General features: G+C 51.8%; 22 protein-coding genes and 3 tRNA genes. 9 read left to right on the top strand and 16 right to left on the bottom strand.

Annotated features, from left to right (window positions below; translation table 11 throughout):
* Nucleotides 1–634 precede the first annotated feature (634 nt).
* On the bottom strand, nucleotides 635–1,444 hold the full coding sequence (locus ACT3T7_RS12215) for a Crp/Fnr family transcriptional regulator (RefSeq protein ID WP_444631180.1): 810 nt from the start codon (nucleotides 1,442–1,444) through the stop codon (nucleotides 635–637).
* Between the two features lie 460 nt (nucleotides 1,445–1,904).
* Here ACT3T7_RS12215 and ACT3T7_RS12210 point away from each other — a divergent pair, with 460 nt between their 5' ends.
* Nucleotides 1,905–3,200, top strand: coding sequence for an ATP-grasp domain-containing protein (locus ACT3T7_RS12210; protein WP_444631179.1), 1,296 nt, complete (start codon nucleotides 1,905–1,907; stop codon nucleotides 3,198–3,200).
* A gap of 11 nt (nucleotides 3,201–3,211) precedes the next feature.
* Nucleotides 3,212–5,254 carry a CocE/NonD family hydrolase gene (locus ACT3T7_RS12205; RefSeq protein ID WP_444631178.1) on the top strand — a complete coding sequence of 681 codons (2,043 nt, stop codon included), beginning with the start codon at nucleotides 3,212–3,214 and terminating at the stop codon, nucleotides 5,252–5,254.
* Between the two features lie 132 nt (nucleotides 5,255–5,386).
* On the opposite strand, the gene ACT3T7_RS12200 is transcribed toward ACT3T7_RS12205, so the two are convergent.
* The 10 genes from ACT3T7_RS12200 to ACT3T7_RS12155 all read right to left on the bottom strand — a co-directional run bounded on the left by ACT3T7_RS12200 (nucleotide 5,387) and on the right by ACT3T7_RS12155 (nucleotide 12,997).
* Nucleotides 5,387–5,890 carry a ferritin-like domain-containing protein gene (locus tag ACT3T7_RS12200; protein ID WP_444631177.1) on the bottom strand — a complete coding sequence of 168 codons (504 nt, stop codon included), beginning with the start codon at nucleotides 5,888–5,890 and terminating at the stop codon, nucleotides 5,387–5,389.
* A 41-nt stretch (nucleotides 5,891–5,931) separates the two neighbouring features.
* Nucleotides 5,932–6,768: a manganese catalase family protein gene (locus ACT3T7_RS12195; protein WP_172117340.1), complete on the bottom strand. Its 837-nt coding sequence runs from the start codon at nucleotides 6,766–6,768 to the stop codon at nucleotides 5,932–5,934.
* Nucleotides 6,769–7,048: 280 nt separating this feature from the next.
* Nucleotides 7,049–7,261, bottom strand: a complete 213-nt coding sequence (locus tag ACT3T7_RS12190; RefSeq protein WP_172117339.1) for a general stress protein — start codon at nucleotides 7,259–7,261, stop codon at nucleotides 7,049–7,051.
* 936 nt (nucleotides 7,262–8,197) lie between these two features.
* Nucleotides 8,198–8,273 (bottom strand) — tRNA-Thr (locus tag ACT3T7_RS12185).
* Between the two features lie 72 nt (nucleotides 8,274–8,345).
* Nucleotides 8,346–8,420, bottom strand: a tRNA-Gln gene (locus tag ACT3T7_RS12180).
* 5 nt (nucleotides 8,421–8,425) lie between these two features.
* A tRNA-Phe gene (locus ACT3T7_RS12175) sits at nucleotides 8,426–8,501 on the bottom strand.
* Between the two features lie 156 nt (nucleotides 8,502–8,657).
* Nucleotides 8,658–8,933 (bottom strand): oxidative damage protection protein, encoded by a 276-nt coding sequence (locus tag ACT3T7_RS12170; protein WP_172118873.1) that lies wholly within the window; start codon nucleotides 8,931–8,933, stop codon nucleotides 8,658–8,660.
* A 35-nt stretch (nucleotides 8,934–8,968) separates the two neighbouring features.
* Entirely contained in the window at nucleotides 8,969–10,063 is a 1,095-nt protein-coding gene (mutY, locus tag ACT3T7_RS12165; protein ID WP_444631176.1) for an A/G-specific adenine glycosylase, read from the bottom strand.
* A gap of 112 nt (nucleotides 10,064–10,175) precedes the next feature.
* The gene (locus tag ACT3T7_RS12160; protein ID WP_444631175.1) at nucleotides 10,176–12,515 is read right to left on the bottom strand and encodes an AsmA family protein; all 2,340 of its coding nucleotides are present in this window, start codon (nucleotides 12,513–12,515) and stop codon (nucleotides 10,176–10,178) included.
* Nucleotides 12,515–12,997, bottom strand: coding sequence for an acetyl-CoA sensor PanZ family protein (locus ACT3T7_RS12155; RefSeq protein ID WP_444631174.1), 483 nt, complete (start codon nucleotides 12,995–12,997; stop codon nucleotides 12,515–12,517). Before ACT3T7_RS12155 ends, ACT3T7_RS12160 begins: the two co-directional genes overlap by 1 nt.
* 204 nt (nucleotides 12,998–13,201) lie before the next feature.
* On the opposite strand from ACT3T7_RS12155, the gene hisB reads away from it, so the two are divergent.
* From hisB to ACT3T7_RS12130, 5 genes are all read left to right on the top strand, one after another.
* The gene (gene hisB, locus ACT3T7_RS12150; protein ID WP_172118877.1) at nucleotides 13,202–13,795 is read left to right on the top strand and encodes an imidazoleglycerol-phosphate dehydratase HisB; all 594 of its coding nucleotides are present in this window, start codon (nucleotides 13,202–13,204) and stop codon (nucleotides 13,793–13,795) included.
* A gap of 88 nt (nucleotides 13,796–13,883) precedes the next feature.
* Nucleotides 13,884–14,525 carry an imidazole glycerol phosphate synthase subunit HisH gene (gene hisH, locus ACT3T7_RS12145; RefSeq protein ID WP_193054344.1) on the top strand — a complete coding sequence of 214 codons (642 nt, stop codon included), beginning with the start codon at nucleotides 13,884–13,886 and terminating at the stop codon, nucleotides 14,523–14,525.
* An 11-nt stretch (nucleotides 14,526–14,536) separates the two neighbouring features.
* Nucleotides 14,537–15,283, top strand: coding sequence for a 1-(5-phosphoribosyl)-5-[(5-phosphoribosylamino)methylideneamino]imidazole-4-carboxamide isomerase (gene hisA / locus ACT3T7_RS12140; RefSeq protein WP_087108555.1), 747 nt, complete (start codon nucleotides 14,537–14,539; stop codon nucleotides 15,281–15,283).
* A complete protein-coding gene (gene hisF, locus ACT3T7_RS12135; protein WP_193054345.1) occupies nucleotides 15,280–16,053 on the top strand; it encodes an imidazole glycerol phosphate synthase subunit HisF in 774 nt (257 codons plus the stop codon). Before hisA ends, hisF begins: the two co-directional genes overlap by 4 nt.
* Nucleotides 16,054–16,089: 36 nt before the next feature.
* Complete coding sequence (locus ACT3T7_RS12130) at nucleotides 16,090–16,593, top strand: hypothetical protein (protein ID WP_193057404.1); 504 nt, start codon at nucleotides 16,090–16,092, stop codon at nucleotides 16,591–16,593.
* Between the two features lie 12 nt (nucleotides 16,594–16,605).
* Here the strand turns inward: ACT3T7_RS12130 and ACT3T7_RS12125 are convergent, their stop codons facing one another.
* Nucleotides 16,606–17,208, bottom strand: a complete 603-nt coding sequence (locus tag ACT3T7_RS12125; protein ID WP_193054347.1) for a YjaG family protein — start codon at nucleotides 17,206–17,208, stop codon at nucleotides 16,606–16,608.
* A gap of 113 nt (nucleotides 17,209–17,321) precedes the next feature.
* On the opposite strand from ACT3T7_RS12125, the gene ACT3T7_RS12120 reads away from it, so the two are divergent.
* Nucleotides 17,322–18,014, top strand: a complete 693-nt coding sequence (locus ACT3T7_RS12120; RefSeq protein ID WP_444631173.1) for a type 1 glutamine amidotransferase — start codon at nucleotides 17,322–17,324, stop codon at nucleotides 18,012–18,014.
* Here ACT3T7_RS12120 and mnmH read toward each other — a convergent pair.
* From mnmH to ACT3T7_RS12100, 4 genes are all read right to left on the bottom strand, one after another.
* A complete protein-coding gene (mnmH, locus tag ACT3T7_RS12115; protein ID WP_444631172.1) occupies nucleotides 18,011–19,165 on the bottom strand; it encodes a tRNA 2-selenouridine(34) synthase MnmH in 1,155 nt (384 codons plus the stop codon). The genes ACT3T7_RS12120 and mnmH overlap by 4 nt on opposite strands.
* Complete coding sequence (gene selD, locus ACT3T7_RS12110; RefSeq protein WP_444631171.1) at nucleotides 19,165–20,202, bottom strand: selenide, water dikinase SelD; 1,038 nt, start codon at nucleotides 20,200–20,202, stop codon at nucleotides 19,165–19,167. Before selD ends, mnmH begins: the two co-directional genes overlap by 1 nt.
* Nucleotides 20,203–20,281: 79 nt before the next feature.
* Nucleotides 20,282–21,655, bottom strand: coding sequence for a DNA repair protein RadA (gene radA / locus ACT3T7_RS12105; RefSeq protein WP_172118885.1), 1,374 nt, complete (start codon nucleotides 21,653–21,655; stop codon nucleotides 20,282–20,284).
* A 98-nt stretch (nucleotides 21,656–21,753) separates the two neighbouring features.
* A complete protein-coding gene (locus tag ACT3T7_RS12100) occupies nucleotides 21,754–22,206 on the bottom strand; it encodes a copper resistance protein NlpE N-terminal domain-containing protein (protein ID WP_172118886.1) in 453 nt (150 codons plus the stop codon).
* A gap of 164 nt (nucleotides 22,207–22,370) precedes the next feature.
* On the opposite strand from ACT3T7_RS12100, the gene hisC reads away from it, so the two are divergent.
* Entirely contained in the window at nucleotides 22,371–23,432 is a 1,062-nt protein-coding gene (hisC, locus tag ACT3T7_RS12095) for a histidinol-phosphate transaminase (RefSeq protein ID WP_444631170.1), read from the top strand.
* The last annotated feature ends 154 nt before the right edge of the window (nucleotides 23,433–23,586 follow it).

Genomic DNA, 23,586 nt, shown 5'->3' with positions numbered 1-23,586 from the left:
CTTGTATGATTAAATTTCAGATCAATGTCATTGCCATAACAAGGTAGCTAACTTATCCGCCTCTGCAAGGCATAACACAGCCTTTATAACGTGGATTAAACCAACATCACTTAAGTTATTTTTAACGTTTCAACCTTCTTTAACAAAGTAAAATTTAAACAAACTTATTAATCACCTGCAACACCCACCCAAAGCTTACTGAAAACACCAACACTAAAGATAACAAACCTTTAGCTTGCAAGAACTCAAAAAAGATCGCTTATTGCTCTATTAAACACCATCTTTCGTTATTTAAATGTCTGGCCAGCTTTCATACTTGGACCGCGGCGATAGAAAGCATCCTTGCCATCACATTGACGCTTTAACGGATTGTTAGCACTGACTTGAATGCACTTTCCTAACTTAAATAAGCCATGCGGTTGCATGCTATCCAAGTCATGCCAACAGCCCTCTCCAGTGGAGAGGGCTTTAGAAAGTGGCAATTTCATTCTAGACGACCAACATTCAAACCAAAAAACAACTACGCCAACAGTTTAACAAAACCAACCAAAAGAGAATACGATTCACTGATCATTTATCGTAACTCTTTCATTAAAAACCCGTAACATATAGCTACTCAAATACGGATATAGCGTTACTCTATAAGAACATGACCATAAATAAACTCACTATCAAAACCTGTTGCTGCCGCCATTTCCTCCGGCTTAAGGAGCTTAATACTACTCCTCGTTTTACGTATAAACTTCTTTTGCTCCAGCGCGGTCATGCAGCGGCTAACATGGACACTAGTAATGCCTAATAGCTCGCCTACCACATCCTGGGTAATAGGAAATGCGTAAATATTGGTCTTCAACAACCCTTTAAAGCAGAACCGTGTATAAATTTCTAATAAAAAGTGGGCAACACGCTCTTCAGAACGGTGGTGCGTACAGCTTCTTAATCGTTCAATCGTAATATTGTCATTGACCATGATATAGGACATTACCGCTTTTCTAACGTCCATATCGTTTTTAAAAAGTTTATGTATATCTTCGACCGATACTTTTTCAAACTTACAGTTAGTAAGCGCTAGTATAGTAATATCATGGTTGTCAAAAAAGCTTTCTCGAACACCGATGATATCGCCAGGCATAAATACATTACATATATCCTGACCTCGCTTATCGGTGGCATGGCAAAGGCTCGCCCATCCTTCTTTTACTAGAAACATATCGGCCCGGCCATCACATAATGAGAGCATCTTTTGATTTCTCTTTAATTCGACCGGTTTTTTGCGCGTTGACCGCAAGCTTTCTAAAGAGTCGCTGCCCAAATCTCCATACAACCCCAGAACACTCTCTAGTGTTATATCAAAATTCAAGGCGTCGAAATCATCAGTGCCACCATTAAAGCCAAAGCTTTTTTTGTCCATAATATCGTAATTTCCTGCCATTACCTTATCCATTTCTACACTCCTTTGTAGTTAGACGTAAGCTATACATGATAGCCAAAAGGTAAAAAGCTTATACAACCAAAAGAGATAAGAGGCAAAAAAATATAGTCAACAAAAAAAAGATAAACAAGAATTATTTATTTGCCCCACTTGGATAAAGGATATTACTAAACTATTAAGCGATAAAAATTAACAATTGTTAACTTTTTCATATTATTTTTTTATCATCAATCATCGACTTACGCTTTTCAGGTAACGCAGGTTTGAAAAAAAGCGTTACGTTTACAAACAAACTGAAACTTACCGGGTCATAAACAAAGATCAGCTAACCGTAAGGTAGCTAATAAGCAAGTTAACTAATAAAGAAAGGGATTGATCTTTAATAAATTACATATATCAAGGATAAACGCTACCAGCTGTCTTACGCTAATTATGCGGCATTAGGAGAACGACCTTATTCACGGAGAGAATAATGATGAAACGTAATATTTTTGTAATTGCTCTAGAAGATAAGCAGCGTCATGCGATGGAGACCTTGCGTGAGGCAAAAGCATTAAATATTCATGAACTGCTGAGTGTGGATACCGCGGTTGAGGCTGAAGAGCTATCGTTTAATCAGCTTTTTGAAGAGATCAAGGCGAAACTAGACAGCTTCTCAGGGTCAATAGATGGCATTATCGCGCAGTGGGACTTCCCCACCAGCGTACTAGTTCCTCTCCTCTGCCAGAATTATGACCTTCCTTCTCCTTCCATTAAGAGCGTTTTAACGTGTGAACATAAGCTCTGGAGCCGCCTGGAGCAGCAAAAGGTGATTCCTGATGTGGTGCCTGCCTTCTGTGGTGTCGATCCTTTCAAAGATAATCCGATTGACCAGGTAGCCCTCGACTTTCCCTTTTGGATAAAACCGGTAAAGGCCTTCTCTTCTCACTTGGGGTTTAGGGTGGAGAATCAGGCGCAGTTTGACCATGCGATTGAAGAAATACGCATGGGTATTCGTCAATTGGGCGATCCTTTTAACGAAGCGCTTGCGTATGCTGACCTGCCCGAGGAGATTCAAGCGCTGGATGGTAACTCCTGCATTGTTGAAGAGATCGTCAAGGGTGTACAAGCCGCGCCTGAAGGTACGGTTTTTAAGGGCGAGTTCAACGTGCACGGTATTATCTCCCAACCTAAATCGGATGGGTCACAAACACTTTTTGACCGCTTGGAGTATCCAAGCAACCTGCCTGAACATGTTCACCACAAAATGGTAGAAACGGCCAAAATGTTTCTTACCCATATTGGCTACGATAATGGCTGTTTTAACGCTGAATTTATGTGGGACGAGGCGACTGACAATCTTTGGCTGATTGAAGTTAATACACGTATTTCTCAATCACATAGCGAGATATTTGTCCTGGTTGACGGCATGTCCAACCATGAAGTAGCTATCGATATTGCCTTGGGACAACGTCCTTCACTATTAAACCGCCAAGGCGTGGCGCCTGTGGCGGCAAAATGCTTTATTCCCTACGCCCATGAGGATGGCATCGTGACGCGTGTGCCTAGTCAGGAAAATATACAGGCGCTTCAACAACGCTTACCGCACACCGATGTCTGCCTTGATGTTGCTCCAGGCCAACGCCTTGGCGATTTACTGCATCAGGACAGCTTTTGTTATCGACTAGGCACGCTTTACATCACCGGCAATAACCACGAGGAGATCGAAGAGAACTATAAATTTTGTTTGGATTTTTTAGATTTTGAGATCGAAAAAGTGGATCTTTAAAAGGAGGTAGCATGGAAGTTATCAATGACTTTCCTTATAACGTCCGCGAGATAGAAAACGTCTTTATTCCTATGCGTGATGGCAAGCAGTTGGCCGCGCGCATCTGGCTCCCCGAGGCAAGCCTGGCATCGCCTCTTCCCGCGATTATGGAGTACATCCCTTACCGCAAACGCGATATTACGCGAGGCCGCGATGCATCCAATCACCCTTACCTTGCTGGTCATGGCTATGTGTGTGTTCGTGTGGATATGCGCGGTAGCGGTGACTCTGATGGCGTATTAACGGATGAGTACACGCAGCAAGAGCAGCTTGATGCGGTGGATGCGATCGAGTGGATTGCCCGCCAGGCCTGGTGCGACGGCAATGTCGGCATGATGGGTATTTCCTGGGGCGGCTTTAATAGCCTGCAAGTCGCTGCTAAACAGCCGCCTGCTCTCAAAGCCATTATCAGCCTCTGTTCAAGCGACGACCTGTATGCCGACAATATGCACTATATGGGTGGCTGCCTACTGGGAGACAATTTGTCGGAAGCGACCGTAATGCTGGCGTTTAACGCCCTGCCCCCGGATCCTTTGATAGTAGGCGACCGCTGGCGGGACATGTGGCATGAACGCATGGAAGACAGCGGCCTTTGGATAGACAAGTGGCTTCGCCACCAGCGCAGGGATGCGTACTGGACCACCAGCTCAGTGTGTGAAAATTATGATGCTATTCGGTGTCCGGTTTATGCGATTGGTGGGTGGGCCGATGGTTTTACCAATACCGTCTTCAGATTAATGGAGCATCTAGATGTTCCGCGTAAAGGTTTAATTGGCCCCTGGGGTCATAAGTACCCTCACCAGGGAATACCCGGGCCCGCCATTGGTTTTTTACAAGAAGCACTGCGCTGGTGGGATTATTGGCTGAAAGGTGATGACAACGGCATTATGGATGAACCCATGCTGCGCGCCTGGGAGCAGGATAGCGTACCACCTGACAACGCTTATGAAGAAAGACCCGGCCGCTGGTTAACAGAGTCCAAGTGGCCATCAAGTAATTTGCAAGAGCAGTGTTTTGTCTTGTCGCCTTACCGACTTACTCCCCAAACCTGCTCAGTTGGTACGTCTGAACCTAACGTTGAGCCTGTCACGATGGGGCTACAGTCGCCGTTAAGCGTTGGCTTGTCAGCCGGCAAATGGTGCTCCTACGCCGCAACACCTGACTTACCCGGCGACCAGCGCGAAGAAGACGGCGGCTCCCTTATTTTTAGTACAGATGCATTAACCGAGTCGTTAAATATCTTTGGCACGCCTTCTTTAGAGTTGGAAGTTTCCAGTAATCAACCACAGGCCATGTTGGCCGTCAGGCTTTCTGATGTGGCGCCGGATGGGAAAGCAACTCGCGTCACCTATGGCCTGTTAAACCTTACCCACCGTGATAGCAATGCAGAGCCAACGCCGCTTGAACCGCATCGCACCTACCGGGTGACGATAGAGATGAACGGTATTGCCCAGAAATTCCCCGCAGGACACCAATTACGGCTTTCTATTTCAACCTCTTACTGGCCCCTTGCCTGGCTCCCTCCCAAGCCTGCCCAAGTGGATATGACCTTTAACCAGTGCGTACTTAAACTACCGGTGCGTACCGCAGACCATCATGGGGATGGCTTAACGCATTTTGGAGCGCCCCAGTCGGCACCGCCTCTTGAGATCACTCACTTGGCACCCAGCAAGCATAATTGGTTGCTGCATCAAGATCTGGCGGCCAAAGATTCAACGTTGGAAGTCATCAATGACCAAGGGTGCTTTCGCATTAACGATACCGGTACCGAGGTTCATCGGTGCGCCCGCGAATATTACACCACGGTAGGGAATGATTTTACGTCAGCACGTGGCGAAACGATGACGGAAAGCTCGTTTCAGCGGGATGACTGGCATACAGAAGTGTATACCCGGACCGTGCTGAGCTGCACTGAAACGGACTTTATTATTCATGCCCAGATGGATGCTTATGAAGGGCAGTATCGGGTATTTTCCAAAAACTGGGAGTCTACAATTCCACGCGACCTGCTGTAGAAAAGTTGGCATGGAAAGAAGGTAAGGATGAACAAACCACCTTCCCCAACCGAGCAAAGCCGCCTACATGCATTAGGCGGCTTTTTTGTGCATTAAAAAGTAGCAGGTTAGACGAATTTCGATAGATAGCGCTTAACGTTTAGCGCGCTGGTCATCGTCATCAGCACGATGCAAAAATTGTGTGGTCGTAGACTCCAGATGATCCGCTAGCCAATCCGCCATGGCAATCTCTTCCTGAAGGATCTCTTTGCATACTTGAGCGACGCCCGTATGGCCCGCGCTTTCCGCAGCCTGAATCAAAGCTTTATAGTTGGCGATTTCAAAGTGCTCAAAAGCGTAACAGGCGATACTTCCTTTCATGACTTCATCGCCCATCATCATGCCGCCAAGCGCTTGGCTAAAGGCGGTTATCTTACCGCCCAGATCCTTGAGGGCTGAGGTATCAATATCCAAACCAGCCATGGCCTGCTCCAAGCGATCCGACTGATGGCGGGTCTCATTTAAGTGCTGCTCAATACGCGCCTTAAGCTCAGGGTAATCAACTAATCGTTCTGCCTGCTTTTCCAGCATTTCCTCAGCTTGCTTTTCCATAGCATGCGCATCACGTAACCAGTTTTCCAAATACTTGGTTTCCATCGTGCTGACTCCTTTTAAATAACTGAGTTATGTATAACGACTTATTTTGACGGATCAATCTGCTCTTTCTGAGCGCCCGATTTCTCCTTTGCCATGCCGAGCGTAGGCGCCTGGCCTTCCGGCTCTGGCTGTTGGCGGGCCGAGAACTCGCTACGTCCGTCAAATGAGGGGCCTTCCGCCCAGCGGCCTTTCGGCGCCTCTTTATCCAGCAAGGTATTGAGGTAGTAGTACGAATGCTGCATGGCTTCGTGATCTTCAGGGGTAGCGTTCGGTATCGGAAGGTGTGCTCCAAGTCCGCCTAACTCTTCAATGACGGCTAACCACTGCTGCTGATGGTAGGTATCACGCGCAATCAGAAAAGAGAGGAAGTCTTTCATGCCATGGTCGTCCGTCCAATTATAAAGACGCGATGCCAATACTCGACCACTTGCCTCCGCGGTCACGTTCGCCAACATATCTGCCGCCACATTACCCGTGGCATAGATGTGGCTCATATCGAATGGCACGCCATTAGCATTGACCGGCATGGCAGAAAGCCCAGATGACAACAGGTGGCGTGGGTTCGCTCCGCCTAGAATGGCATTCATGACGGGATCTTCTGCGGTAGCCTCCTGGTAAGAGACGGGTGCACCTTCCAAGTTAAGCGCAACCGCATGACCAAGCATTTCGACATGCGCAAGCTCTTCTGTAGCCGTCGACATAAGAAGATCGCGAATGCGATCATCGCCCCGCGCCCCCATTGCCTGGAAGAAATATTGCATTGCTACCCGGATTTCCCCTTCTACACCGCCGATAGCCTGTTGGAGCAACATGGCAAATTCAGGATTAGGTTTATCGACTTTAACTGGATATTGCAGCTTTGCTGAGTGGTGGAACATAGTACGGCCTCCTAGATTAACTGCCAGGAAGAAAACTTCCTGGCAGCAGACTTAAACGTTACGCAGTACCAGCCTCATTACTAACGGTTCCTTCTAAACAAAGCGCTTCCTTGCGAGCCCATCAAATGAAATATCTGATCGCGTTTAGTTAAGTATTGAAGGCCTCTGTACACTCCCCTTTAAGCAGCAACTTGCTTAGATGCTATTACTGGCATATTTACAAGGGGCAACGTTTAAGCTAAGTGGTTATGTAAAACCTAACCAACCTGACCGGTCGCCATCAGGAATTACCACCGTGGCTGTTCTCTCCACCTTTCTTACCGGCTTCGGAAGCTCGCTCCGGATCATTAGCGAAGTTACCTCCGCTCTTTTGGCCACCTTTATGGCCGATATCTTCATAAAATTCTTTACCATGAGTTTTTGAGGTGGCTTCACCACCTTTCTGTCCTGCCTGTTCGCGACTCATTCCATTATCTTTGCGATCATTAGCCATGATTCATCTCCTTTTCATGCTTTCGGCAAAAACATATCAATCATTAACTCGATTAACCAATCGAGTAATTTGAGCGTAGCTAACCCCAAAGCCATTTCAAGAGATACGACAGATAATGGAAATCTTTAATCTTTGTCGCCACGTTGTTTTGTTGTTATTAAAATACAGCACCAAGATAAAACAACACGGAACTAACAACGCTTGCTTCTACCGTAAGCAAAGACATAAAGAGAACGCACCCTCTTACTATTTAACTTACGTAACTTTTTCGTATAACTATTTTTAGATAAAGCTGGAAGTAATAGAGTGAAAGCGATGGTTAAAACAACCTTCTTGCATACTCACGAGAATTAGTTGGGCCATGGTGCTTCCTGCTCCTGTTTTGCAGCTGCGGGGTGCCAAGGTCGGAAAAATGAATACCAGCGCTGCCCAAGCCGGAAATGATGGTCAAGCAGCTACCAGAAAGCCTATTTTTTATTTATCGAAAACCCAACATGACGATCATAAGACATTGAAAATAAACGCAATGCGGAATCTGTGTAAGAGAATGCTTACAAAAATATCAGCGATAGACTACATTATTTCCTGCTAAAGCCGTTAGAATCGTACCTGCTACGGATCGCAGTAGCTCACTTGAGTCGCGCCAGCCCATGGAAGGGTTTCGGAAAGCAATATGCGAAAGGATCAAGGACGCGCGACAGGCCACGGACGGCCTTATCATCCATGTTAGATAACCTCTGCTACATTATTAGCCCGCCATTTTCAGCACCAACCTTACTCATCTTTTTGCCAGCACTCGTCGCGCAAGCTAAGTAGACGTTATGCCTGCCTTTATCGTTACTTCTTTATGTTTATTTTTATAGCACGCACAAAAAAGCCGCCCTTTCGGACGGCTTAATCTAATTCTCTAATGTGTTACTTTTAACCATCTTCTGATGGTGCCGACACCAGGAGTCGAACCCGGGACCTACTGATTACAAGTCAGTTGCTCTACCAACTGAGCTATGTCGGCGCTTCACATTTTCTTGAGAAAATGATTGCTTTGCTGTTAGGCTCTGCAATCAACAAGAAATCTTGTTGGCAATGGCTGGGGTACCAGGATTCGAACCTGGGAATGCCGATACCAAAAACCGGTGCCTTACCACTTGGCGATACCCCAACGTTTGGTGGCCAGAGACGGAATCGAACCGCCGACACGGGGATTTTCAATCCCCTGCTCTACCAACTGAGCTATCTGGCCGCTGCCAACGGTGCGTATTAAACTAAAAACTCAGCTTTTCGTCAACACCTTTGTGAAACTTTCTTTTCTAACCGTCGCTTAGGGTAACTCTACGACTAACGGCGTAGGGCTGAAACACCCGTAATTCGTGGGGTTTCCGCCTGCTTGAGCCGTTGATTAAGCCTGCGTAGGCGGCACATAGCCCTCGGCCTGATCGGTGGTTTCGTTATTCAGGAAGCGTTGCATTTGATCCATCAGGTAGGCGCGCGCTTCCGGGTCGAGCATATTCAGGTGCTTTTCGTTGATTAAACGGGTCTGCAGCGCCTGCCACTCTTCCCACGCCTGCTTGGATACAGTGGTTTGGATTTCCTGGCCCTGCTTGCCGGGTAGCGGCGGGAACGGAAGCGCTGGCAGCTCTTTTTGATACTTACGACAAAAAACCGTATTACTCATTGATAACTCCTTGGTGGACAGTAACGTCCAAGGCCTTATACACGCCCGGGCGCTAAGTTAAGGGTAAAAGATGCCAGTTGACCCAGCAGCGCTTTGACAGGTGCCGCCAAGCCAAGCTCCCGGGGGTGGTTAACATCAAACCACACCCCGTGCTCTCTTACCTCACTCAGCCTATCGCAGGAAACCGGCTGAGGGGTAATCTCAAGACGAAAATGGCTAAAGGTATGCTGGAAGCCTGGCATGGCCGTCTCACGTTTAGGCGATACAACGTGTTGTTCAAGCCAGTCGTTCAGTTCACTGTGCGTGTCGAATTGCGGCAAGCTCCATAGCCCGCCCCACAAACCGCTAGGCGGGCGCTGCTCCAACCAGACGCGCCCTTGGGAATCGCGTAGCAGGAGCATAATCGTACAGCGAGTGGGCAACGCTTTCTTGGGTTTGGATTCAGGATAGCGCTGTGGCTCACCCTGAGCGTACGCCAGGCATACATCATTAAACGGGCAGCATGTGCAGTCAGGCTTACTGCGCTTACACAAGGTGGCACCAAAATCCATCATCGCCTGCGTAAAATCCGCTAAGCGTGTGGACGGCGTGTAGTAGTCGGCCAGCGCCCACAACGTTCGTTCGACGGCAGGCTTACCGGGCCAGCCAGGAATAGCGTGTAATCGCGTTAGCGAGCGTTTTACGTTGCCATCTAAAATGGCGGCTCGGTTGCCGGTACTCTGGGCGATAATCGCGCCTGCCGTTGATCGCCCAATGCCAGGCAAAGCGACTAGCGCATCGACACTTTCAGTGGGCAGTTCGCCGTTGTGCGCCTCCAGCGCCAGCTGAGCGGCCTTATGCAGGTTGCGCGCCCGGGCGTAATAACCAAGCCCGGTCCATAAGTGCAACACCTCATCCTGAGGAGCGAGAGCGAGCGACTCAAGCGTTGGGAAGCGAGCCATAAAGCGCTCGAAGTAAGGGATCACTGTCGCCACTTGGGTCTGCTGAAGCATAATTTCCGAAACCCACACTCGGTAAGCGCTACGGGGCGACTGCCAAGGCAAGTCGTGCCGACCATACTGGTCAAACCAGGTAAGCAGGCGGCGATAAAACTCGCTTGCTTCAAGCCTTGGGGTTGGCATATCAGCCATTGGGACTCCTTCGCTAGCGTGTTCGTAACGTATTTGGCTAAATGAGCCAATCAGCGTATACCAATAAAAAAGCGCCGGCATTTAGCCGGCGCAGACTGACTTATAGGAATGCTCAGTTGAAGAGGCGGCGAATACCTTCGCGAAGGTTTTGGCCGGCGCCTTCACCCAAGCGCTCATCCAACTGATCCAACGAACCGCCTACGCGCTCCTCAAGTTCCGTAGTCACACGGTTTCCAGCTTCGTTACGCAACAGGTTAACCACGGCGGTCTGAAAAGCCTCTCGATCAATGCGGCACCATTCGCTGGTTACATCGCCAATGTGGCCCTCACAGCGAACGGGCAGCGGCAACTGCTCCAGGCGAGGGTTCACTTCACAGGCAGCATCGGCGGTATTCGCTAACCGTGCATCTGCACGCGTATCAAAGTTCAGGCTGTTGAAATTCAGCTCGCCCTTTCCGTTAACTTCGATCCCCGGCAGGGTGATGTTCAGGTTGTCACTGCTCATGACGCCATTACGTATCTGGAACGTCGCATCAAAACGCTCGAAGCGCGTATCGTTATGCCAGTCGCGGACGGTTCCTTCGCCTTCTACCTGGGCTGCCAGTTCACACATCTGCTGAGAAATATTAATATCTAAAATCGCACCTTCATTAAGGCGCCCATCCAACTGTCCATTCAGGTTGCTGACCAACGCTTCACGGGTATTGCCACGGGACGTTAGCTCGCCATCCAGATGCAAGCGCCCTCTCAGCGGAGAGGGCTCGTCCTCATCACTGAGCGCTTCAATCAGCGATGCCATTTGCACATTATTAATGGTCGGGACCAGCGCCCACTCCATTACCCGCTCGCGGGCATCCAACTGGCCTGAAGCACTAAGTTCTCCGTCATAAAAGCGTGCGTCAAAGGCGGTCAGTTGCTGAAGGCCTTCCTCACCTTGTAGCTGCAAGCGCGTGTCATTAAAGGTAAGACCTCCCAGCAGAAGTGTATCGACACGTAGGTCGCCCTCCATTGACAACTCACTGAGCCATGCTTGCGGCAGCAACGTCTCTGCACTCTGGGCAAACGCCCTGCGCAATAAGCCTAAACTTGCCTGCTGAGACGTTGCGGGACCTGGAAGATAATGATCAACATTCAGGTTATCGCCTTCCAGATCAAACGTTAGCTGCGACCCATCCAGCGCGGCAGCAACTTGCCCTGTAAAGGTGCTGTCATCGACAACCAGCGATAGCCGGGGTAGCGATACGTGCTGCTCATCCCCTTCAATGGGGCTGGTCATGGCGATATCGCTAAGCGCTGCTTCACTGGTGGTATTCAATTCAACGCCTGCACGAGTCAGCCACGGACGCAGCGTAAAAGGCGCGGCGGTCATCTGGCCACGGTATTGAGGTGCATCAAACATCTGCTCGACATTCAGGTGGCCACTCACGCGCAGACCATCAGGCCCGGTTAGCTGTAGCTCCTTTAGCTGTGCGGTTTGCGCCTGCCAGTTACTTTCCAAACCAAAGGCTAGCGCCAACGCTAAACTGCCCTGCCATTTTTCAGGGTCCTGCAAGCCAGCTTCTAGTACGCCTTCGGTAATACTTAACTGCTTCTCTTCCATACGTGCGACGATTTCAGCCGCCCTTAAACCAAGCCGCTGGGGCTCACTGTCTGGGTGCAAACGTGTGTTTGTACTTAAACGGGTATTTTCCAGTACCACGCTGTCTTCTGCGAGCTTAAGGCGCATGCGTGTTTCAAGGTCAATATCAGTGGTTAAATCCGGCGTGCGCTCCAGCACTTCAGCATCCAAACGATTATGCTTGGTTAGCGTAAACATGGCTTTTAAAGGGAAAGGACTTACCGGATTGACGTTGCTGCCGGAAACATTCAGCGACTGCAGGCGCCACAACGCTTGGCTTTGCGCATCGCGAAAACGAATATCGGCGTCTTTTACTTCAACACTGGCGATGTTCAATACAACGGAAAGATTGCCCGCATCGGCATTCGGCCCTGCACTTGCTGGCGCCAGCACAGTTTGTGCTTTTTCATCGCTACCTTCAGCCAAACGCTCGACCAGCGGCTCCCAGTTGCCTTCACCTGCCTCGTCCCGCTCAAGGTTTAGGCGCATGCCGTTCAGCGTTAAGCCGTCAACTGCAATTTCACCACGCAATAATGGCGCAAAAGCGACGCTGACCTCGGCGCGCTGTATAGAAGCAAACGATGTATCTTCTTCCGATTGCTCGGGCAGCCAGGCGCGCGCTTGCTCAACGCTTACCCCAATGCGTGGATAGAAAGACCATGTGATCGGCCCATCAAGCGCCAGGTGCAGCCCCGTATGCTCTTCCACAACGGACGTCAGGCGTGGCTTGAAATCTTCGGGGTCAAGAAAGGTGGTCACATAAACCACCGCCGCCACCCCTACAATGGCGAGAATGCCGACAGCAGCCAGCAAAATACGTAATAACTGTTTCATTACCCTTTCCCTTGTGGGTCTAACTCAACAAAATTGCTGGTAAGAGGTTGGTCCGATGTGGGTCTTTCGGCACTGGTGCTAGGACGATAGCCAAGCTTGGAGAGCAGCACCTGGTCGGCCAACGGTAGCGCTGAGATGTCAATACGCAGTTTACGCCCCTCTTGCTTGGCCTGTTCACCCAGCAGCGCCATTAGCCGCGAGCCAACGCCGCGGCGGCGTGTGGTTTTGCGTACACAGAGCTCTGAAAGCCACCATGCCCGGTCTTGTCCTTCTTGAATAGCCACCGCTCCCAACAATCGATCATTAAAGTGCGCGCAGGCAAAAAAGTGCTTCGCTTTTAGATGTTGCTCTATAAAAGGCAGGACCGCTTGAGCAGGCACTCGCTCTTTCGGTGCATCCTCATAAATGCGCATCAAATCGAGACGCACTTGTTCATCGCTCTCCCAACAGGCTTGGTCGACGCGCTCCAGTGTCACCGGCATGATGAACTCCTCTTCGCCAAAGCAGCAAAACTGCCATTTTTAATGCCTAAAAGGGCGGCTACATTGCGCGCATTGTAGCGGATGGGGGCGCCGATTCTCTATAATGTTCGCTTTGCCGCAGATATATGTCCTAATAACAGAGCGATGAAACAGTGCGACCCATCGCCTTCCCTTCAGAATGCGCTAGAGCGCAGGAGATGCAACATGGCAGCGCGTATTGCCACGGTTAGCCGTGATACCAATGAAACCCAGATCACCGTCAGCGTCAATCTGGATGGCGAAGGCCACCTTCGCTGCGAGACGGGCGTTCCCTTTCTGGATCATATGCTTGATCAGGTTGCACGCCACGGGATGATAGACCTTGATATCCTCGCCAAAGGCGATTTGCATATTGATGAACACCATACCGTTGAAGACCTGGGCATTACTCTGGGCCAGGCGTTTAATGAAGCGATTGGCGACAAGCGCGGCATTTATCGCTATGGCCATGCGTATGTGCCGCTGGATGAAGCACTCTCCCGCGTGGTGATCGACTTCTCTGGTCGGCCCGGCCTTTATATGGATGTCGAATTTACGCGCGCCACCATAGGCCGTCTTGATACCCAGCTGTTCTGGGAGTTTTTTCAAGGGTTCGTTAATCATGCGCGCGTCACGCTGCATATTGACAACATGAAAGGCTTTAACGCTCACCACCAAGCCGAAACAATTTTTAAAGCCTTTGGACGCGCCCTACGCATGGCGGTGGCAGAAGATCCACGCATGGCGGGGCAGATGCCTTCCACCAAAGGGAGCCTGTAATGGCGGGCTGTCGTACCTATATCAGTGCATATATCAGTACAGTAAACAGCTCAGGTAACCGTTCGTTCACTCGATCAAGGAGCGCTTCATGACTATTGCGGTAATCGACTACGGGATGGGTAATCTACATTCTGTCGCGAAGGCGCTTGAACATGTAACGCACGAGAACGTCATTATCACCCGTGATCCGCGGCGCATTTTAGGCGCCACCCGCCTGGTACTGCCAGGCCAGGGTGCTATTCGCGACTGTGTGAGTGAGCTTGAACGCACGGAGCTGCGTGGCTTGGTTGATGATGTGCTAACGCGTCAGGCGAAACCGTTGCTGGGCATTTGCGTGGGCCAGCAAATGTTAATGGAGCGAAGCGAAGAGAACGGCGGCGTCGACTGTCTGGGCTTCTTCAAGGGCAGCGTGGATCGCTTTCCGACCACGATGCGCGACGCGCACGAACAGCGTTTAAAAGTGCCACATATGGGCTGGAACCTGGTGGAACAAAGCCATGACCATCCGCTATGGGCAGGCATTGATAACAACGAGCACTTCTACTTTGTGCACAGTTATTACGTGAATGCTGCCGACGATGCCCAGGTTTTTGGCACCACGCATTATGGCGATGTCAGTGCCCACGTGGCGATTGGCCGCGATGCCACCTTTGCCGTACAGTTCCACCCAGAAAAAAGCTCCCGAGCAGGCCTACGCTTACTCGAAAACTTTGTCACCTGGACACCCTAAGAGGTTTAGTTATGTTGGTAATTCCTGCGATTGATCTCAAAGACGGCCAGTGTGTGCGGTTGAAACAGGGGCGTATGGATGATGCAACCTCTTACGGCGATGACCCGGTCGCTATGGCCGCGCGCTGGGTAGAAGCTGGCGCGCGACGCCTTCATCTGGTCGATTTGAACGGTGCGTTTGAAGGTAAGCCGGTCAATGGCGACGCCGTGACAGCCATCGCACGTGCCTACCCCAACCTGCCCATTCAAATTGGCGGCGGCATCCGTACTGCTGAAACCATTGAGCACTACCTGAATGCAGGCGTATCCTACGTGATTATCGGCACCAAGGCGGTTAAAGAGCCCGCGTTTGTGGGTGAAATGTGCCGCGCTTTTCCTGGTCGCGTGATTGTTGGCTTGGACGCTAAAGATGGCTTCGTGGCCACCGACGGCTGGGCAGAAGTTTCAAGCGTTAAAGCCGTCGACCTGGCGAAGCGGTTTGCTGATGACGGCGTCTCCAGCATCGTCTATACCGACATTGCCCGTGACGGCATGATGCAAGGCGTTAACGTTGAAGCAACGGCTCAGTTGGCTCGCGAAGGCGGCTTGCCGGTCATCGCCTCTGGGGGCGTGACCAACCTGGATGACATCAAAGCGCTGTGCGATGTCGCCGATAGCGGTATTTTAGGCGCCATTACCGGTCGTGCCATTTACGAAGGCAGTCTGGATGTGGCTGAAGCACAACGTCTTAGCGACCAGCTAACAGGAGGCGGTGCGTGAGCTTATCCAAGCGTATAATCCCCTGCCTGGACGTTGATGCTGGGCGAGTGGTGAAAGGCGTCAACTTTGTCGGCATTCGTGACGCAGGCGACCCGGTCGAGATTGCCCAGCGCTATAATCAGCAGGGCGCCGATGAAATTACCTTTCTGGATATTACCGCTAGCCACGAAGGCCGCGACACTACTGTCGAAATGGTCGAACGCATCGCAGGGGAAGTGTTTATTCCGCTGACGGTGGGTGGCGGTATTCGCAGCTGTGATGATATTCGTACAATGCTGAATGCAGGCGCGGATAAAGTGTCGATCAACACCGCCGCCGTTACGAATCCTGAATTTGTTCGCGAAGCTGCGGAACGCTTTGGCAGCCAGTGCATCGTGGTGGCGATTGATGCCAAGCGCGTCTCCAGTGAAGGCGAGCCGCCGCGCTGGGAGATTTTCACACATGGCGGCCGCCGCCCAACCGGGCTTGATGCGGTGGAGTGGGCCAAAAAAATGGTCGAGTTTGGCGCGGGCGAGCTGCTGCTCACTAGCATGGACCGTGATGGCACCAAAATCGGCTTTGACCTTGGCGTGACCCACGCGATTTCAGAAGCCGTGAGCGTGCCAGTGATTGCATCTGGCGGCGTGGGCAATCTGGATCACCTGGTGGACGGCGTATTGGAAGGTGGTGCGGATGCTGTGCTGGCCGCCAGTATTTTCCACTTTGGAGAGCATACGATCCCTGAAGCAAAGCGCTATATGGCAGAGCGCGGTATCGAGATGCGTCTGTAACATGTTTGTTGCCCAGTCCCTTTTTAGGAGTATCACATGCCCCGTTGTTCCCCATGGTTGGGAGGGCTAACTGGTTTATGGCTGAGCGCATCTGCCTCAGCCTTCACCTTACCGGACTGGCCTCCGACGCTTGAGCTGGACCATACGCTGGTGCAAACCAGCCTGTTAACCCGCCACTTTGATCCACAGCCAGATCATAACAATCAGCAGAATTTGATCGGCATTGAGTTACATAACCCGGAGCGTTGGTTGGCAGGTACGGCGTGGTTTAAAAACTCGTATAATCAGCCCACCTGGTACGTTTATGCCGGGCGTGAATTCCCCCTTTGGCAGTTCAAAGAGATTAACGTCAGGGCCAAACTCACCGGTGGGCTCCTGCATGGCTATAAAGGTGAGTATCGGGACAAAATCCCTCTCAACCACCTTGAAACCGCACCCGCCCTGCTGCCCAGCATTGGTATGCAGTGGGGGCGGCTTGAGTCTGACCTCATCATTTTCGGCACCGCTGGCATGATGGTAACCGCAGGCCTGCGCTTTTAGGCAGGCCAAGCCTCATTCATCATCTTCCTCAAGGCTAAGGCCCAGATTACTAATACCGTCGTTACGCCCTAGTGTGCGTATTTCCTTAAGCGCGGCTTTGTTTAGCGGTTCACTGACCGCTTCCAAAACCGCGTCCTGAAAATCATTTTCGTCGGCCATTAACGGATGGTCCCGAATCAGTAAAGCAAGCTTTTGGGCATCCTCTTCGCCTTCAGTAAGTTCGATAAAGGCACGTACCCCGGCACGTGACGTACGGCTCACATCCAGCACGGCTTCGGGAGAGTCGCCTTGCAGTGTGTCCAACAACGCCGACAGGGAAACCACCGCGTCCAACGCACGACGCGCACCAAAACTTTCATCGTCAGCAGGCGGCTCGCACTCCGCCAATTTTTCCGCCTGACGCGCAAAATCAATGCTCGCGTTGGGCACGCTTAAGCGCTCCCAAACCAGGCTAATTACGGTACGCAGCGTGTGAATATCCCCTTGGCCAGTGGTCTGCTCGTACAGGGCATAATTAGGCAGCAGGCGCTCACATAATGCAGCCATAAACGCTTGCTGAGCCGGTAGCGGAAGCAGTTGCAACTGCTGATAAAATCCTGGGGGCTTGGACGCCATACTGATTTCCTAACGCGTGATATTGGTGAAATGGGGGCAATACGTTATGGTCGAACTCGCGCTGTCATTAACACTGACAGCCTTTACTGTGTACGGCCGGCGAGGAGATTACCATGCATATTCATTTGCTTCAGCACGGCGCTGATCATGCTCCCGCCCGCTTAACGGACTGGTTAAGCAGTATGGGACATAGTTACACCATTTTTCATCTTTATGCCGGCGAGTTAACGCCTCGTCCGGCAGAAAGCGATGCGTTAATCGTGCTGGATGGCCCTGAAACGTTTATAGATCAGCCGCCAGCCTGGTTTAAAGCCGAAAACAAATTGATTAACCGTTATCTGGATGGTCAAAAGCCCCTGATGGGCATTGGCCTGGGGGCCCTGTGGATCGCTCAGGCACTTGAGGCAATCATCGCTCCAGGTACGTATCCCGAAAGAGGTTGGCATACCGTATCGCTGGCCCCAGAAAGCCCGTTTGACTTACCCGAGCAGTTTGACGCTTTTATGTGGCATCGTTATGTATTTAGCTTGCCCGACAATGCATTGCCGTTGGGCGGCAGTGCGGCGGCACCGCTGCAAGGCTTTAGCTGGGACAGTGGCCGCGTCATCGGTTTGCTATGCCTTTTTGAGGTAACGCTTTCCAATGTGAAAAAGCGCCTTGAGCATGCCGAGCCCACTACGCCTACCTCTTCCGCGGCAGACCGCTTTCGCCAGGAAAGTAGCCAGATCCTTGAAGACGCAACGCGCTTTCATCGGCTGGCACCGCTGCTTGATCGCGTCATGACTCAATGGCTTAGAGTGAGCTAACCACGCCGAAAGATAGCCGCTGCGCTCCACTGCTTAGCGGCTTCCCAACAGCTGTCCCAATCCCCCACGTGAAGTTCTGGCACCGCTGTCGTGCGCTGTTTTTCGAGATGGTAGCGGTAAAGCGGGTCGTAATATTCAGTGAGAAGTGGTGCAAGCCATGCTTCATGCGCTTGGGGGTTGCCTTCGCCATGGGCCTTAAAAGCCAGTGCCTGTAAGCGTTGCATACGCTGTAAGCGCGCGTTACCCAAGCGCTTTTCAAGACGGATTAATGCGTTGCCCAACTGGCGTTGCATTAATTCCCAGCCCTGCTGCGCCCCGAAGTGTGCGGCGTACTCCTTTTCCAGCTCAATAATGTAGTCGTTCAGGAGTTGATCAAGTCGCCAATCGAGCGGCATTTCAATGCGCACACGCGGTGCCTTTTGTAGGGCGTGCCAGAAGGTGAGCGGTATATTGGCGTTACCGATCTGGCGAGACTCGTCTTCAATGACCAGCTTTCCCGGCAGGGCCAGTAGCCGCGCTGCCAGCGCATGTTCAAAATCAATCTGCGTGGCAGGGGCTTCGGGCCTGCGACCAAAGGCAGAACCTTTATGATGAGCGCAAGCCTCCAGATCAACCCCGTTATCCAGCCGATTGATCAACGTGGTTTTAGCGCATCCGGTTAACCCGGCAACTACCAGCATGGGCTGTTCGGCCGCTACGTCGATGCGCTGGCAAAGCGCGTGGCGCATGGCTTTCCAGCCGCCGCGAATACGCGGTTTAGCAATGCCTACCTCGTTAAGCCACTGCTGGGCAATTTGCGAGCGTAACCCTCCGCGAAAGCAATAAATAATCGCATCCGGGTGCTCGGCCAAATAAGCCTGCCATGCGGCTACCCGAGCCTGCTTGATATCACCACTAACCAACCGCTCGCCCAACGCGATAGCGGCATGTTGACCTTGCTGCTTATAGGCGATGCCCACCTGACGGCGCTCCTCATCGACCATTAAAGGAAGATTCACCGCCCCCGGCAGCGCTCCCTGGGCGAACTCTACCGGGGCACGCACATCAATCAGGGGTCGCGCTTCGCTGATCAAATGTAACGATGCAGGTATCGTTTCAAGCTCATTCTTAGGCACTGTTTCAGGTACTGTTTCAAGCGCTCTCTCAAGCACTATCCCACCACCTCGATCAGCGCCTCGCTCTCACGGGCTTTCATGACGCCAAACGGCTGAAGCGATAAGCCGAACTCGCGGCCAATGCGTTCAACATCATCCTGCCAAGCAGGGTCGACACTTAGTAGTAAGCCGCCTGACGTTTGCGGGTCGCATAGCCACTGCCAGTGAGCTTCATCCATATCAGGCAAGCTTTTACCTAAGGCATCGCGGTTGCGCCGTGTGCCGCCGGGAACGGCCCCTTGACGACGATAGGTTTCTGCCTGAGCCAGCCGAGGTAGGCGGCGAAAATCTATCTGGGCCATGACGTTGCTTGCGCTGCATATTTCCGACAAATGCCCCGCTAAGCCAAACCCGGTAACGTCGGTCATGGCATTAAGGCCTTTTACATCAGCCAGCTTGACGCCGATACGGTTGGATTTAAGCATGGTTTCTCGAGCCAACCCGTGATGCCCTGCTTCCAGCAGGCCTTGCTTCTCTGCGGTGGTCAGCAGCCCAACGCCTAACGGCTTGGTCAAAAACAGCAGATCACCCGGCTTAGCGCGGCTATTGAGCTTTAGCTTGTCCAGGTCGATCAGCCCATTCACTGCCAGGCCAAAAATGGGCTCGGGCGCATCAATCGAATGGCCACCCGCCAAGGCGACACCCAGCTCACGGCAAACGCCCTGGGCGCCGGCAATGACATCGCCGGCAATCTCCGGGCTCAACTTGTCTAATGGCCAGCCGAGAATACTCAGCGCCATGACCGGCGTACCGCCCATGGCGTAAATATCACTGATGGCGTTCGTGGCAGCAATTCGCCCAAAATCAAACGGGTCATCGACAATCGGCATAAAGAAGTCCGTAGTGGCAATCATGCCTCGCCCATCGCCCAAGTCGTAGACAGCGGCATCTTCGCGCCCTTGATTGCCCACAATGAGCTGCTTATGCCCGGCTAACGGCCCCGCTTTGGCGAGAATACTGTCCAGTACATCCGGAGCTATTTTACAGCCACAGCCTGCACCATGACTGTATTGGGTTAGGCGAATTGAACTCATTGTGTCTCTCCTTGGCACTGCATGTTTTTAGAACAGTTGTTATAACAGTCTTAATAACAATTCTTATAGCGTAGCCTACTTAAAGCGCCTCTAGCGCGTCGCTAAGCTTATCGACGGCAATGACTTCCATCCCCTTGGGTGACTGCTTGGGTGCATTCGCACGAGGTACAATCGCACGTAAAAAACCGTGTTTGGCGGCCTCGGCAATACGCTCCTGCCCACTGGGTACCGGGCGTATTTCACCAGAAAGCCCCACTTCGCCAAACACTACCAGCTCCTTGGGTAACGCGCGGTTTTGTAGACTGGAGACGACCGCGAGCAGTACGGCCAGGTCCGCACTGGTCTCCAATACTTTTACCCCGCCCACCACGTTCAGGAAAACATCCTGGTCGCCGGTAAAAAGGCCGCCATGACGGTTAAGCACGGCCAGCAGCATGGCTAAACGGTTTTGGTCTACCCCAACGGCCACACGGCGTGGGTTCCCCAAGGCGGATTCATCAACCAGCGCCTGTACTTCGACAAGAATAGGGCGAGTGCCTTCCCACACCACCATGACAAGGCTGCCCGGCGCCTGCTCTTCCTGGCGCGAGAGAAAAATGGCACTGGGGTTTTTAACCTCTTTTAAGCCTTGCTCCAGCATGGCGAAGACGCCCAGCTCATTCACCGCACCAAAGCGGTTTTTCTGACCGCGCAGGGTTCTAAAGCGGGAATCGGCGCCACCTTCCAGCAAAAGCGACGCATCGATCATATGTTCCAGTACCTTGGGGCCTGCCAGTGTGCCATCTTTGGTGACATGGCCCACCAGTAACAGCACCGTATTGGTTTGCTTGGCAAAGCGGGTAAGCGCAGCGGCGGACTCACGTACCTGGGCCACCCCGCCCGGCGCCGAGCTAATATCCTCCAGATGCATGGTTTGGATAGAGTCGATCACCAATATTTCAGGCTTCTCACGCTCAGCCACGGCCAGGATAGTCTCAACGCTGGTTTCCGCAAGCATTTTCAAGCCGTTGGTAGGCAGCTGCAGGCGATGGGCGCGCATGGCGACCTGAGACAATGACTCTTCACCGGTGACATACAAAATGCGCCGCTGCTGGGCCAGCTTACAGGCCGTTTGCAGCAGTAGCGTGGACTTGCCCGCACCAGGGTTGCCCCCAAGCAGTACCGCAGAACCCGGCACCAAGCCACCGCCCAACACACGGTCAAACTCATTAAAGGTGGAGCTTAGCCGCGGCACTTCACTTAGGTCGACGTTGCTTAAATCAACCACATCCCGGGAGAGGTCACCCGCATAACCTCCCCGACCTGACCCACTGCTTCCGCTTCCGGGCCGCGCACTGGCCAAGCGAATCTCGCTCAGCGTATTCCACTCGTTACAACTGGAGCACTGGCCCTGCCACTTGCGATACTCCGCGCCGCACTCGGTACATACAAAGGCACTTTTGGCTTTAGCCACCGCGCTGATACTCCCGTTGATGTTAACTCTTTGTCACTATTACCAGACTATAAAATACAAAAGGCGGCCAATGGCCGCCTTAGGATGTTACTGCTTACTTACTGACGCTGTAGCTGCAACATTTCGCCATTTTCAAAGCGACGACGCTCTGGATCAATTAGCTCCAGCGTACGTTCATCAATACGCTGAAAGTAGTAAATTTGGCCGTCGCCACTGGGCGTCAACTCGTACACAGAGGCATCGGGATCAGACGGCGTGCCGCTCAACACTTCCCAGTTACCTGCGTAGTTTTCAGGCGGAGGCGTTTGAGGGTGATTGCGATACGTCGCATCCAGAGTGAAAGTACGCTCATCAGGTGTGCTTGTTTCTTCGCCCACCATGGTAACGTCCAGATCAATACCATCACAGTTACGGCAAGGCAGTGTGCCTTGGTAGCGCTGTTGTGACGCGCTAACGCCTGCGTCACTTTCCTGGGCCGAAGGGCCGCCGGTCGCACAGCCTGCCAACAATGCCAACATAGCCGAACCGGCTAGCAAACTCCTGAATTGCATGGGGTGTCTCCTTATCGTGTTGGTCATACATTTCTTTCGCGCGATTATGACAGCATAACCGTTACAAGGTGCAACGCACACCCCTGATTGCTAGGGGAATGCTTGCGCTTAAGCGAGCATCAAGCGACCATGGCCTATTATGCAAGGATAATCAGGTTACCCACATGAGCCAATACTGGAGTCCCGCTGTTAAAGCGCTAACCCCTTATATACCTGGGGAGCAGCCGCGTGAGCGTATTATCAAGCTCAACACTAACGAAAACCCTTACCCGCCAGCGCCGGGCGTCGGCCAAGCACTGCGTGACTACGCGACCGACCATTTGCGTCTCTATCCCGACCCAACGTCTGCCGCACTGCGTTCAAAACTTGCTGAAACGTATGGCGTTGAAAGCCAGCAGGTATTTGTGGGCAATGGTTCAGATGAGGTGCTAGCGTTGGCTTTTCAAGCCTTCTTCTGTCACAGCACACCGCTTGATGCCCCGTCGATTACCTATAGTTTTTATCCGGTATACGCCAACCTGTATAACGTTGAGCTACGCACTCATCCACTCAATGAGCAGTGGAAAGTTGATCTGGAAGCGCTGGGAACCGCGTCGGCGCGTAGCGGAGTGATTTTTGCCAATCCGAATGCGCCTACCGGGCATGCGCATTCGCTTGAGGATATTGAAACACTACTCAAGCGAGTAACGGATCGCGTTGTATTAGTTGATGAAGCGTATGTCGACTTTGGCGCCGAAAGCGCGATTGCATTGATTGATCGCTATCCGAATTTACTGGTGACGGGCACGTTCTCCAAATCGCGCAGCCTGGCCGGCTTACGCTTGGGCTACGCCATTGGCTCAGTGGAGTTGATTGATGGCCTGCTCCGCGTTAAGGACTCGTTTAACTCCTACCCGGTAGATAGCCTGGCAAGCCTTGTAGGTATTGCTGCACTTGACGATAAAGCGCACTTTGACGCAAGCCGGGAGCGCGTTATTACAACCCGTGAACGCACCCGTCAGCGTCTTGAAGCATTAGGATTTGAGGTATTGCCCTCCAAGGCTAATTTTGTGCTTGCCCAACATCCTGAGCATACAGGCGCTCAACTGTTTGCGGACCTTCGCGAGCGCGGCATTCTCGTACGTCACTTCAATACCCCTGAACTTAATAACTTCCTGCGCATTACCATCGGCACTGACGATGAGATGAATAGCCTGATAGAGGCGCTGGAAGCGATCTGCGGCTAGTTCGCTCGCCATACAAAGTTAAAAGCCCTGTAGCGCGAGGCGCGGCAGGGCATTTTTGTAGGCATAGTTTTGTAAGCATAAGCTTCAGCCACCGCTTTTCATATTCCACGCATAAAAAAATCCCCCGAGGCCTGAGCCCCGGGGGATTTTTCAC

The organism is Halomonas sp. 111, from assembly GCF_052379685.1.
Taxonomy (GTDB): Bacteria; Pseudomonadota; Gammaproteobacteria; order Pseudomonadales; family Halomonadaceae; genus Vreelandella; species Vreelandella citrativorans.
The sequence above is the reverse complement of the archived record's forward strand: the minus strand, read 5'-3'. Positions and strand labels throughout refer to the sequence as shown.